Origin of the sequence: Bradyrhizobium sp. CCBAU 65884, from assembly GCF_028128835.1 — a bacterium.
Classification (GTDB): Bacteria; Pseudomonadota; Alphaproteobacteria; order Rhizobiales; family Xanthobacteraceae; genus Bradyrhizobium; species Bradyrhizobium ottawaense.
Map to the genome: position 1 here is coordinate 295857 of NZ_LBJU01000132.1, position 12140 is coordinate 307996.

The 12140-nt window shown below is 62.6% G+C and carries 13 protein-coding genes and 1 pseudogene; 6 read left to right on the forward strand and 8 right to left on the reverse strand.

Annotated features, from left to right (window positions below):
- Window positions 1-359 precede the first annotated feature (359 nt).
- A complete protein-coding gene (locus XI03_RS36200) occupies window positions 360-1409 on the forward strand; it encodes a SphA family protein (RefSeq protein ID WP_271594826.1) in 1050 nt (349 codons plus the stop codon).
- Between the two features lie 315 nt (window positions 1410-1724).
- On the opposite strand, the gene ligD is transcribed toward XI03_RS36200, so the two are convergent.
- Window positions 1725-2645 carry a non-homologous end-joining DNA ligase gene (gene ligD, locus XI03_RS36205; protein ID WP_271594779.1) on the reverse strand — a complete coding sequence of 307 codons (921 nt, stop codon included), beginning with the start codon at window positions 2643-2645 and terminating at the stop codon, window positions 1725-1727.
- Window positions 2646-2763: 118 nt separating this feature from the next.
- On the opposite strand from ligD, the gene XI03_RS36210 reads away from it, so the two are divergent.
- A complete protein-coding gene (locus XI03_RS36210; RefSeq protein WP_271594780.1) occupies window positions 2764-2949 on the forward strand; it encodes a DUF3606 domain-containing protein in 186 nt (61 codons plus the stop codon).
- A gap of 6 nt (window positions 2950-2955) precedes the next feature.
- Here XI03_RS36210 and XI03_RS36215 read toward each other — a convergent pair whose 3' ends face one another.
- On the reverse strand, window positions 2956-3885 hold the full coding sequence (locus tag XI03_RS36215; RefSeq protein ID WP_271594827.1) for a 3'-5' exonuclease: 930 nt from the start codon (window positions 3883-3885) through the stop codon (window positions 2956-2958).
- A 189-nt stretch (window positions 3886-4074) separates the two neighbouring features.
- On the opposite strand from XI03_RS36215, the gene ku reads away from it, so the two are divergent.
- The 3 genes from ku to XI03_RS36230 are packed head-to-tail and all read left to right on the forward strand — an operon-like array spanning window position 4075 to window position 5999.
- On the forward strand, window positions 4075-5004 hold the full coding sequence (gene ku / locus XI03_RS36220; RefSeq protein WP_271594781.1) for a non-homologous end joining protein Ku: 930 nt from the start codon (window positions 4075-4077) through the stop codon (window positions 5002-5004).
- Between the two features lie 56 nt (window positions 5005-5060).
- A complete protein-coding gene (locus XI03_RS36225; RefSeq protein WP_442869781.1) occupies window positions 5061-5336 on the forward strand; it encodes a hypothetical protein in 276 nt (91 codons plus the stop codon).
- Entirely contained in the window at window positions 5337-5999 is a 663-nt protein-coding gene (locus tag XI03_RS36230) for an HAD family hydrolase (RefSeq protein WP_271594783.1), read from the forward strand.
- Window positions 6000-6041: 42 nt separating this feature from the next.
- On the opposite strand, the gene XI03_RS36235 is transcribed toward XI03_RS36230, so the two are convergent.
- From XI03_RS36235 to XI03_RS36250, 4 genes are all read right to left on the reverse strand, one after another.
- Entirely contained in the window at window positions 6042-6992 is a 951-nt protein-coding gene (locus tag XI03_RS36235) for an alpha/beta fold hydrolase (protein WP_271594784.1), read from the reverse strand.
- Window positions 6993-7495: 503 nt separating this feature from the next.
- Entirely contained in the window at window positions 7496-8671 is a 1176-nt protein-coding gene (locus XI03_RS36240; RefSeq protein WP_271594828.1) for a sensor histidine kinase, read from the reverse strand.
- Window positions 8672-8820: 149 nt separating this feature from the next.
- Window positions 8821-9027: a 2'-5' RNA ligase family protein gene (locus XI03_RS36245; RefSeq protein WP_271594785.1), complete on the reverse strand. Its 207-nt coding sequence runs from the start codon at window positions 9025-9027 to the stop codon at window positions 8821-8823.
- A 315-nt stretch (window positions 9028-9342) separates the two neighbouring features.
- Window positions 9343-9612: a hypothetical protein gene (locus XI03_RS36250; RefSeq protein ID WP_271594786.1), complete on the reverse strand. Its 270-nt coding sequence runs from the start codon at window positions 9610-9612 to the stop codon at window positions 9343-9345.
- Between the two features lie 162 nt (window positions 9613-9774).
- Between XI03_RS36250 and XI03_RS36255 the strand changes: the two genes are divergently transcribed.
- Window positions 9775-10002 (forward strand): hypothetical protein, encoded by a 228-nt coding sequence (locus XI03_RS36255; RefSeq protein ID WP_271594787.1) that lies wholly within the window; start codon window positions 9775-9777, stop codon window positions 10000-10002.
- 287 nt (window positions 10003-10289) lie between these two features.
- On the opposite strand, the gene XI03_RS36260 is transcribed toward XI03_RS36255, so the two are convergent.
- Together XI03_RS36260 and XI03_RS36265 are read right to left on the reverse strand one after the other, a co-directional pair.
- Window positions 10290-11012 (reverse strand): SOS response-associated peptidase, encoded by a 723-nt coding sequence (locus XI03_RS36260; protein WP_271594829.1) that lies wholly within the window; start codon window positions 11010-11012, stop codon window positions 10290-10292.
- Between the two features lie 264 nt (window positions 11013-11276).
- Window positions 11277-12125, reverse strand: a pseudogene (locus XI03_RS36265) (IS110 family transposase); the annotation flags it as partial.
- Window positions 12126-12140 lie beyond the last annotated feature (15 nt).

Sequence of the window (12140 nt, forward strand, 5' to 3'; positions counted from 1 at the left end):
GCCATTTGAAGCGCAGCAAAGTTCGCGGGCGTTGATTCAGATCAAGAAGGCCACGGCGATCTGTTCGCTTGCAGGACGGTGGATGCCCAAGCGTGATGAGGTTCATCTGCGTTGTGGGTCGACTGATCGACGGCGCCGTCGTTGCTTCTTGTGCGGCACGCAGGATCGACGAAACCGGGTGCGGCGATACCGCCGGCCGCAAATGTTTGTGTCGTTTCAGTTACACTGCGGTGTGAACCGTCGCGGCTACCACGATTGAGGTATGGCACCGCGCGACGCCATTGTTAGTCTTGCAGCGCATTCTGCGCTCAATCTCGATGTTGCGCTGCTTCGTGGATCACCCGGGGGGTACCATGAGAATGACGAAAGCCTTTGTCGCCATTGCCTTTGCCGCCATTGCGTCTGCGCCGACAATCGCCTCAGCCGACGAAGGCGGCGTCAGCTTCTGGTTGCCTGGATTCTTCGGCAGCCTCGCGGCCGCCCCCGCCCAGGCGCCGGGCTGGTCGGTGACCTCGATCTATTGGCACGATTCGGTTTCCGCCGGTCGCGACGTGGCGCGCGCACGCGAGATCGAAATCGGTCGCATCCCTGCGAACGTGACCGCCAACGTGAGCGCCAATCTCAATGCCAATCTGAATCTCGGCTTCCTGATCGGGACGTACACCTTTGCGACCCCGGTGCTGGGCGCTCAGGCCTCTGCCAGTCTGATGGGAATCTACGGCTCCAATTCCACGTCGCTGGCGGGATCGCTCACCGGGACAGTGACGGGACCTGGCGGCGGCACATTCCCGTTCTCGCGCTTCGACAGCATCGATAGCTCGCTCACGGCGTTCGGCGATTTGTACCCGACGTTCATGCTGAAATGGAACGCCGGGTTGAACAACTTCATGACCTATGTCACCGGGGACATCCCGGCCGGAGCCTATCAATCGACCCGCCTCGCCAACATCGGCATCGGGCACGGCGCCATCGACGCCGGCGGTGGCTACACGTATTTCAACCCGCAGACGGGACATGAATTGTCTGCGGTGCTCGGATTCACCTACAATTTCAAGAATACCGACACGCAATATCAGAATGGCGTCGACATGCACCTCGATTGGGGCGCGTCGCAATTCCTGACCAAGCAGTGGCAGGTCGGCATGGTGGGCTACCTCTATCAGCAGATCGGCTGCGACAGCGGCTCCGGCGACCGTGTCGGCTGCTTCCGGTCGCGGGTGGCCGCCGTCGGTCCGCAGGTCGGCTACATTTTCCCGGTCGGAGACATGCAGGGATACCTGAATCTCAAGGCCTACGGCGAATTCGCCAATGAAAATCGGCCCGCGGGCTGGAACCTCTGGCTGACGTTCAATCTGTCGCCCGCGGCGGCACCCCCGACCGCCACGCCGAAGCGGATGATCACGAAGTAAATTCGCGGCAAGCCGCATTCGTTGGTGAAACGGACGTCGAGTCTTCTGACGAGCACTGGACAGGCGAGCTTTTCGGCGGCCCCACGCGACCGAGTTCAAGATGGCCTGCGCAAGTTTATGCACGCTATGAGGATCGCGCAAATGCCGCAGCGATGGACTTTTCACGTAGTCGAAAAGCAGCGAGGCCACGGCGTACTGGCGGTCGGATTTCATGCGCGCCCCTTTCGTTTCGTGCGCCGGACATTCTAACAACTGGGATGGTGACGGCCAGAAGCTGTACGCTAAGGATTCGTCCAACTCACTCCGCGATGTCCGTCACAGATCCTCGCGCACCCCCTTGAAGAACGGGTGCCGCACCTTCCCCTCGGCCGACTTGGCCCGGTACTCGACCTCGGCGAGCAGCTTCGGTTCGACCCAGACGCCCTTGTGGGCGATCCGTTTCGCGTAGGGCTGCGTCTTCCGGATCAAGGGCTTCAACCGCTTCTGGAGGTCGGCTGCGGAGACCTTGTCGAAGCCATGGTCGACTTTGCCGGCATAGACCAGGGCGCCTCCCTTCCGCCGGCCGAGATAGATGCCGTCCCACTTGCCTTCGTCGAGCGCGAAGCCGGCGATCGTCAGGGTCTCCCGCTGCGCGCAGGTCTTCTTGACCCAGTTGTTGCCGCGACCGCTGGCGTACACGCTGTCGCGGACCTTCGAGACCACGCCTTCCAGACCGAGCTTGCAGGCGTGGGCGAACATGTCGGCGCCCTCGATCTCGAAGCTTTCACTGAACTGGATCTCGGTGCCGGCGATGATCTTCTTGAGTTCGGTCTTGCGCCGGAGGAGCGGCAGCTTCCGGAGGTCGCGGCCGTTCAGGTACAGGAGATCGAAGGCGACCAGTACGATGCTGGTCGACCTGCCTTTCAGTTCGTTCTGAAGGACCGAGAAGTCCGTCGTGCCGTCAGCGGCTGGGACTACGACTTCGCCGTCCACGATCGCCGACCCCGCCTTGATGTGCCAGGCATCGTCGGCGACCTTCTTGAAGCGGTTGGTCCAGTCGTGACCGCGGCGGGTGAAGACCTTCACGGCTTCGTTCGCCAGATGGACCTGGACGCGGTAGCCGTCGAACTTGATCTCATGAATCCATCGCGCTCCGGACGGCACCTTCTCGATTAACGATGCCAAGGCCGGTTCTACGAAGCCGGGGAACGGCGCCTTCACGCCGGTCACCGCCGGTTTACGCCGCTGAAACGCCACGCAACGAACTCCAACGCGATAACCTGCGGACTCAAGCCGGGCCGGCAGGATTCGTTTCCGGAACCCCGCGAATCCTTGCGGCGTTGCATCGTCATCAAGTTCGCAAGAGGAGGAGCCGATGGCGGCGGCGAAGAAGAAGACCGCGCGTGGACGCAAACAGGACCGGGCGCGCGTCGCTAAGGAACAGGACTACGAAGTCCGCTACGAAGCGAAGAAGACCGGCCGCTCCGCATCGGCCGTGAAGAAGGCCGTCAAGAAGGTTGGCAACAGCCGCAAGCGGATCGAGAAGCGTCTCGGCCGCTAGGCCGCCTCAGATGCGGCTGGAGAACCGTGTGAATGCGGTCAGCCTCTGCACGGTTGGCTCGACGTCCTGCATGTAGATCTCGCTCCGGAGGAACGCGATCTCATCGTCGAGCGCGGTCTCGTCGACGTCTCTGAACCATGACTTCGGCCTTCCGTCGCTGCCGTCGTTCCAGCGATAGCCCCTGCGTTTCAGCGAGTCCTTGAGCTCGAATGCAGTCTGCTCCGCCCAGACTCGCATTGGTGGCTTGCGGGCGGTCTCCAGCAGGAGCGCCAGTGCGGACGAGCCCATCGTCGGCAATTCGAGAGCGAGAATCTCCAGCAAAGCGTGGCAATCGTCGACTGTTCGATGCGCGTGGTGGAAGAAACCTGCACCGTTGAGCAGGTAGCCGAGTTGCGCGCCGGCGAAGCCATGCTTTCGCCAGTCGATCTCTCTCATGCTGCAGGCCCAGGCCTTGTGCTCGAACACGGGCCAACAACGCTCCACGAACTTCCGGTCGAAAGCGCTGTTGTGCGCGATCGTTATGACTCCGCTTTCGGCGAATGCCGTGATTGCGGCGTCGTCGAATCTGTGACCGGCAACCATTTCGTTGGTGATCCCGGTGAGTGCCGTCACTTCCGCGGTGATAGGCGCACTCGGCTCGTTGAAAGCGGAGAACGTGTCTCTGACGCCGACGATCCGCCCCTCCGGCGTGTAGTCGAACTTGACCATCCCGAGCTCGATGATCTCATCCTTGCGGTGATCGAGGCCGGTCGTTTCGGTGTCGAGCAGGACGCCGGTCTTGACCTCCTGCCCATTGGCCGGCGTGTACGTTGGTCTCGCGACCAGGCGCCGCAGCACGCGGTAGTCCGCCGACCGGCCCAGTGCGTCGGCCATCGCGGCCAAGTCCGCCGGGTCCAAAAACGTTTCATCTCGGAGGGGCTGCGGCAGCACGTTCATCGGCCCAAAAATACCGACCAAAACCTCCACGAGGTACCTGAAAAACAGGCGATTCACGACGTTTTCGGACGCACCCGGGCGCGCTGCGGGCGGCTGACCAATTTTCCTGTTGCTCGGCGCGACGCATGTCGGAACCGGCAGGCCCCGTTCGTCTTGAATCCAGTACCGTCCACCCGGAGTACCGCGTAAATGGCCCCCCGCGCCAACTGGAAAGGTTTTCTTCGGCTGTCCCTGGTCACCTGCCCGGTGGCCCTCTATCCGGCGACGTCCGAGTCCGAGAAGATCAGCTTTAACCAGCTGAACAGGGTCACCGGGCATCGGATCAAGTACCTGAAGGTCGACGCGGACACCGGCGAGGAGGTCGCCAACGAAGACATCGTCAAGGGCTACAAGGTCGACACCGACACCTTCATCGAAGTCACCAAGGACGAGCTCGAGAACGTCGCCCTGGAATCGACCCGCACCATCGAAATTGACGAGTTCGTGGACCGCAGCGAGATCGATCCCCGCTATCTGATCCGCCCCTACTACCTGCGCCCGGACGGGAAGGTCGGCCACGACGCCTTCGCGGTGATCCGCGAAACCATCCGCGAGATGGACAAGGTCGCGATCGGCCGCGTCGTGCTGACGAACCGTGAGCACATCATCGCGCTGGAACCCCTGGACAAGGGTCTGATGGGGACGCTGCTGCGCTACCCTTACGAAGTCCGCGATCCGAAGGAGTATTTCGACGAGATCGATGACGTCAAAGTCACGAAGGACATGCTCGATCTGGCCAAGCACATAGTCGAGCAGAAGGCCGGCAACTTCGAACCGGACAAGTTCGAGGACCAGTACGAAACCGCCCTGGTCGATCTCATCAACCAAAAGCGGGCCGGCAAACCGATCACACCGAAGGAGCGCCCCCGCGGCGAGAACGTCGTCGACCTGATGGACGCGCTACGAAAGAGCGTCGGCGGCGCAGCGGCAGAGACCAAAGCCGCCAAAAAGCCGGCCAAGAAAGCTAAGAAGGCGACGGCCGGTCAGAAGGAGATGCTGATGCCGATCGCCGGCAAGAAGGCTGGCAAAGAGGCTGCTGCAAAGAAGCCGGCCGCCGGAGCGCGGCGGAAGTCGGCTTGAAGCATTCGGTCACTCCAGATGGCCGATACTTCGTGGTCCGCGGCCGACTCTGGCGAATGTCCAATCCGGACCTCGGCGAGGATGAGCGGTCGAAGCTCACGAAGCGGCTGATGACGGCAAGGCGTGCGGTACGGGAAGCGAAGGCGGCCTGCGACTCAGAGGCCGAAGCGGCGGCCCATCGCGTCGTGGACGATGCCAAGAGAGCGCTCGGGGAGCGAGGCCCCGTCTGGTGGGACGATGGTTCGCCCGACCTCAACCGCCACATGGCGAAGAACACGATCTATGCCGACTGGTATGCGAAGACAGGGCGGTCCCGCCCCGGAGGTTCCTGAATGCCTAAAGCCGCTATCTTCGACGTCGACGGGACGCTTCTCGATTCGGTCGATCTCCACGCGCTCGCCTGGCACGAAGCCATGGTGAAATTCGGTCACGACGTCAGCTTCGAGCAGGCGCGGAGCCAGATCGGCAAGGGTGGCGACAAGCTGATTCCGTATTTCCTCACGGCCGACGCGCAGCGCGACCACGGCAGGGAGATGGAGGAATGGCGCGGCAAACGCTTCAAGGGCGAATATCTGCCGCTGGTGCGCCCCTTCTCTGCGGTCCCGGACCTGATGCGGCGCGTGCACGATGCCGGGCTCCGCATCGCCGTCACGTCCTCCGCCAAGAAGGATGAGCTCGAGAAGTACCTCGATATCGCGGGCATCGCCGACCTGGTCGACGTCACGACCAGTTCGGACGACGTGAAGGAATCGAAGCCGGCCCCCGACATCTTCGAGGTCGCTCTGGGTAAGCTCGGGATCGGAGGCGGAGATGCCGTCGCGATCGGAGACACCCCCTACGATGCCGAGGCGGCGGGCAAGGCCGGCATCCCGACGATCGGCGTGCTCTGCGGCGGGTTTACCGAAGCGTCGCTCCGGCAGGCCGGATGCGCCGAAGTCCGCCCTGGGCCCGCGACGTTGATGGCCTGCTTCGCGAGTTCGCTCCTCGCGAAGTAGACGCCATCGTCGCGTTACGTGGCGCCGGCGGTGTCTTGGAGGCTATTCTGCGGCCGCCCTCGATGCGGAAACACTCCCAGCTTCGCGGATGGCGGACATGACCCGGTCGGTTGCCGTCTGCTGAATCATGTGGCCGTTTTCGCGAATCCGGTGAAGGCTGCTGTGAGGTACAGCCGAATGCAGCCTGGCTGACTGGGCTTCGATGTCGATCATTTGATCCTGATCGCCGGCGACGATCACGACCGGCATCTTCAGATCGGCGTACTGCCCGCGCATCGTGAACGCGTCCGGCACCATCATCGCCGCTTCTTCCGCCGATGCCCTGAGCTGCGACGGGCGAAGTGCCATCTCCTTCGGAAACGCACTAAAGTTTTCCGGCACAGGCTGGGGTCCGAAGGCCTTCCGCAGCACCATCGGCCAGATCGCACGAACGACCAGTGGCAAGACGGTGTGACTGATGATGTCACCTACCAAAGGCAGGGCAGGCGCAAGCGATGCGACCGCGTCGGGTCGCAGGCTCGGATAGTAATATCCGGACGCGAGTACCAGCGCGCGCACCAAAGCAGGATGCTTGATTCCCATAGCGGCCGCGACCGAGGCGCCCCAAGAGTGGCCGAGGACGATGGCCTTCGCGATTCCGAGCTTTGCGAGTGCGCGCGCGATCAGGTCGGCCTGAGCGTCGGGCGTCCATAGTCTGCCGCGCGGCCGGTCGCTATGACCGAAACCGGGGCGATCGAACGCGATGACGCGGAACTCCTTCGCCGTCAGATCGACGAGACCGCTCGACTCGAAGTCCTGAACCATGCTGCCGTTGCCATGCAGCAGTACGACCGCATCGCCGGTACCTCGTTCGAGGTAGTGGAGTCGAACGTCCCCCACTTGGACGAACCGACCCGTCGGTGGGTTGTCCCGCTCGGCTTTTTTCGACAGGCGACGGTTGAGAAGTGCCGCGACCGCCAAAGCTGCGATTGCGATCGTCGATGCGGTCGCCAACGATGGACCGCCTCCGGATGCGTAAGGCAGGGAGCGGCGAGCGCGTCTGATAGAACGACTGGTGTTCATGATTGTATCCGATCCGGCTGCACGATCCGGATTTTGTGGGATTTTCGGAAGGCCGAAGGGGACTTCGCTCCAGCTTTTGCGAACGGCTCGAGCGGGCATCTTGGACGGCCGGAGACTAATCTCGGTCCATTGAATGCCCGGAGCGAGCCGGAACCGAGCGCTCAACCTTGCGTGTTCCCTGATGCGACGGCGACGACTTGCCGTGGTCTGTCTGGGGCGCCGTTTGAGCGCGTTCCTTGTCCGCGGCCTGTTCCTCGCCGCGCTGCGTTCTGGTGATGCCTTGATCGGAATGCTTCATGGTCCGGTTCTTTCGGGGACAGGGCGCAATCGGACCACCTCGTGCTGAACACAGGTCGGCGGATGCCTGATGGCGGGGCAAGAAAAGCCGGAGGGAATCGTTCCTCGGGCCAGGCAGGACATCTGGCGATGCTTCGTCAGGCCCTCGGGAGCCGAAAAGTGAAGGTCGTCCCGGCGACTTCCGTCGAGGCCACGGCGATCGTGCCGCCGTGCGCGTCCGCGATCAGCCTCGAAATGTACAGTCCCAATCCCAGATGTGGGTGTCCTCCCGGACCCTCCACCTGCCCGCGCGTCCATGACTCGAAAATGGTCTTTTGGACGTCGGGAGGAATCGGCGAGCCGGAATTGTGCACGCTCACCTCCACGAACGCAGGATCGTGGCCGGCGATCGACGCGGTGACGGGCTTGGAAGCGTCCCCGTACTGGATGGCGTTCGCCATGAGGTTCGACAACGCCTGGCCCAGGCGCCCGGCATCCCAAAGGCCGTTCGGATCGCCTTCGATCATGACGTCGATGGTCCGGTCGTGGTGGACGCGCCGCAGCTCGTCGGCGATCGTCTCGCTCAGGGCAGCCAGATCGGTCTGGGATTTCGAGACCGGGATCTCCGTGCCGAAGGACGACCGCGTGAGATCGAGAAGATCGTCCAGGATGCGCGTCGCCCGATCGGTCGATCTGATGAGTTCGGACACGACCTTCGCTTGCTTGACTGGGTCCGTGCCTCCCGACCGCTCCATCCAACGCGCCCCCATGGATGCGGCGCTCAACGGGTTGCGGAGGTCGTGCCCGAGAACGCCGAGGAAGAGATTCCGCGAATTGTTGATCGTGGCCGTGTAGTGCGCGACCGATTCGGCCACGGCCTGGTCGATCGCTTCGTTGAAGCGGGTAAGATCGACGACGTCCGCCTCGACCAGAGGCGCACGTGCCGTCCATTGCTTGACGACGCTCGCCCGCAGCGCCCGATATTCCGAAACCATCTGATCGATATCGAATCCATCGGCGAGACGAAGCGCGGCATGAATCTCGGCGGCGCTCTGACGGAGAGGTCCGGTCTCATCCCCCAGCCCGCGCGACTTGTCGAACTGCTCCGCCGACGTCTGCGCGGACTCCAGGTCCGCTGATATGAACTTCAGGATGTCGACGATATGATCCTGGAGGGCGAGTTTCGACATCCCGTCGCTCGCCGGCGACCGCGTCCGGGCGAATTCGGTCCACTCCCGGACGAGGGCGGCCTCGTTCTGCCGGATGAAATCCGCCAGCCTCAAATGTCCAGCCGGCTGTCGCTCTTGACCCGCCAAAAAGGCCTCCAGAGTCACCTCTGACGAGACGACGGCAAAACGAATAAATCGCTCTTCATGCGAACGAACGGGCGACGGATCAGTTCCTGTCGCTCCGCCAGCACCAGCGATCGTTGGTTTTCCGTAAGCGTTCGATCGCGATCGTTTCCTCGGGCGACTTCGCGCCGTCACGCGAGCGGCAGCCGCCTGACCGGTCTCCATGGGCCTCCGAAATACTCCCAGACCAGCAGGCCCGTGACCGTGCCGGGGCGCGGCTCGAACTTGCCTTCGAGCGCTTGATGCAACTGCCGCGCAGCGTCCGCGGTGACCTTGTTCTGGATCGTGACGTGCGGCCGCCAAGGCTGGCTGTCCTGCCGCGAGAATGCGCCGCGCATCGCACCAGTGTCGTTTCCCTCAACCGGCCGAGCGCCGGAGACCGGATCCGAACGGCGACGCCGAACCCGAGCAGGATGGGCGCGTCGAACAGGATGGGCACGGGAGCGGCCGGAAGCTCGATGGCCTCCAGGCGACCCGTCTGCACCGACGACATACGGTGAAAGAGCGTGAGGTGGGCCGGAAGGAGGTTGCGCTCCGGAGGAAAGTGTTCGCGACGGAGCCTGTCCAGCCAGGCGAAGCTGTCGGGGTCCAATTCGGCCGTCAGAATGAACGACTGATCCATGTGAAGGCGGGATATCCCGATCGTTGCCGTTTCAGCAATCGTCGTCCACGCATTCCGGGCACCTGTCGCCGATCGAATCCAGGACATGCCAGACCTCCGCGACGGCATCCGCCGGCGAAACGCCGGTGGGCGGTTCCAGACCGGCGAGATCGACGGCGCGCTCGCGCGCATGTGGGTCGGCCCTGTCCTTGGCCCAGCCATGCTCCTCGCATTCGTGGATGGCGCCGGCCTCCTGCAGCACGCCGATTGCCCAACCCCGCAGTGTCCGGATCGCAGGCCGTCGTTCTTTCGTCATCAGCATCGAGATCGCTCCTGCCTGGACGAATCCTTACGCCCGCCTGCTCGTTCCGCGCGGTTAGCACGCAGAAGGGATTCGTGATCGGCAGGGCTGGAGCTTGTCCACGTGTTCCCGCCCGGTTTCTAGAGCACTTGGACCTGCCTTCGAAAACTTATAGAGTGAAGCATGGCCGAAGCAGTCGCCCATATGGTCCGTGTGCTGACCGACAACCGGGACCCACGCGTTTGGCTCGCGTTTGCGCCGCCCGACGAAGCGATCACTCGGGTTTTGGATGCCGTCCCGGAAGGCTGGGCTGCTACGGTTCTGCCCGGATGTGCTTTGTCGCCAGCCGATGTCTCAGCCCTGCACATCGGCCCAGGCGACATTCGCGAGATTTCTTCGAGAAGAGACTAGCGCACGCAGCCCTCCTATTCTTGCTGCGGCTGCCTAACCGGGCCTGCCAAAAATTTGTAGGTGGGAACCAAGGCTGAGTTCCACGTCTCGAGGATTGCGCTGCAAAGAGCGCATTCGAAGCTTGCGATCTGCCGTTCGGGAGCCATCGACTCGGTGCGGCTGTAGACGGCGCCGCATCGACAGGATCGTTGGTGAGATTCGGGCATTTCCGATCATGCGCCAGAATGTCGAAACGGGCCACCGAGAAACCGAGCCGATCTGCGCTCCGTTCGGTTCGAGTGCGCGCATCAGCGGGGCGGCGCTGCATCTTCCTTCACGCCCCGGGCGACGATCCGTAGCGCACCGTCTGGAAGCGGCCGCTGCAGCTTCAGCGCCTCGTCGGCTGGCGCGGTCATCCAGGTCTCGATTTCCTCGGGTGTCGTCAGGATCACCGGCATCGCCTTCGGGTGGATGGCGCCGACCTCTGCGTTCGGCTCCGTGGTGAGGAACGCGTACAGATCGTTCGTGGTCTCGCCTTCCTTGACCTTCCGGACTGACGTCCAATTGGTCCAGATGCCGGCGAAGCAGGCGAGCGGTCGGGACTCGTCGAGGGCGAACCAGATGTCGCCGCCTTCGGCCTTGTTGAACTCGCTGAAGGAGTTGAACGGCACCACGCAGCGGTGCTCCGGAGCCAGCCATCGCGTCCAGTGTTTGCTCTTCACGTTGCGGATGTTGGTGGTTCCGGAATCCGGCTGCATCTGGAGCAATTCCTTGAAGTCTACTGTCTTGCCCTTGGCCTGCAGCTTGTCTGCCCGCTTCTTCGTGGCGTCCATAAGCGCCTTCGACGACGATGGCATGCCCCAGCGCGCGGTAACGAGCTCGCGGCCGTCGGCGCCGTTCCGGACGATCGGCGCCTTGTAGTCGGGAAAGACGCCGGGCATCGGTGCGAGGTTGCCGACGTAGCGGTTGATGACACGGAACAGCGCGCTGATGGCGGCCTGGTTGGTGGTGATCGAATACAGGTTGCAGATGTGGACGGCCCCCCACTTGTCAGGATGGTAGCAGACTTTTGACCTGATCGCTTGCTATCAGATGTCCGGCCTGTTTGCGCGGACAAAGTCCGCTGGCCAAGATGGTGTTCGCTACGCACGCTCCAAGCACATAGGCGACCTTGATGATGCCAGTGTAATCTACGGAAGCGCGCGCGTATCGACCGATCGGTCCTTCCATCTACTGCGTCCTGCAAGTTGGTGGGCTATCCGGCGAGCAATCTCGACCGGTACACCGATTTCAGATCAGATGGGCGCGGCGGTTACCGGCCGATTGTATACGCCGCCCGATATCATCAAGCTCCAGGCGATGCGGGCGAACTTGTTGGCTAAGGCCACCGCGACTAACTTCGGCGGCTTTCGCTCCAGCAGAGAAGCGAGCCAGGGTGTCGGCTTATGACGGCCCTTCCGAATGTGCCTCAGCAGCGCGGTCGCGCCGACAATCAACGTCGATCGGAGAATTGAATCGCCAGCTTTTGTGATACCCCCATGTCTTTGCCGGCCGCCAGTTGAATGATCCTTGGGTGTCAGTCCGAGCCACGCCGCGAAGTCACGACCTGATTTGAACGTTTCCGGCGGCGGCGCCTTCATGCTTAGCATGGACGACCCGATTGGACCGACGCCGGGAATCGTCGCGATCCGCCTGCTGACATCATCCTCACGGTGCCACTTCATCAGCTTGGCTTCGATCTTTGCCAGGCGAGCTTCGACCGCGGCATACTCCTCCGCCTGAAGGCGGAAGAGATCCCGCGCCATTTCGGGCAAGTTATCATCCTCGAGCACCCGTTTGATAAGTGCTGTGACGTTCTGCCGACCGGCGGGACCGACAATACGAAACTCTGCCGCATAGCTCCTGAAGGCATTGGAAAGCTGCGACTTCACGCTGACCAAGCGTTCCCGCACGGTCATCAACATGCAGGCCGCTTGTCGTTCTTTCGACTTCACTGGCACAAAACGCATACTCGGTCGCGTGACCGCCTCGCACAGCGCCTCGGCATCGGCCGCGTCGTTCTTGCCGCGCTTCACGTAAGCCTTCACATATTGGGGAGGGATCAGCTTCACTTCATGACCAAATGATTGCAGTAGGCGCGCCCAACACGGACATCTCCG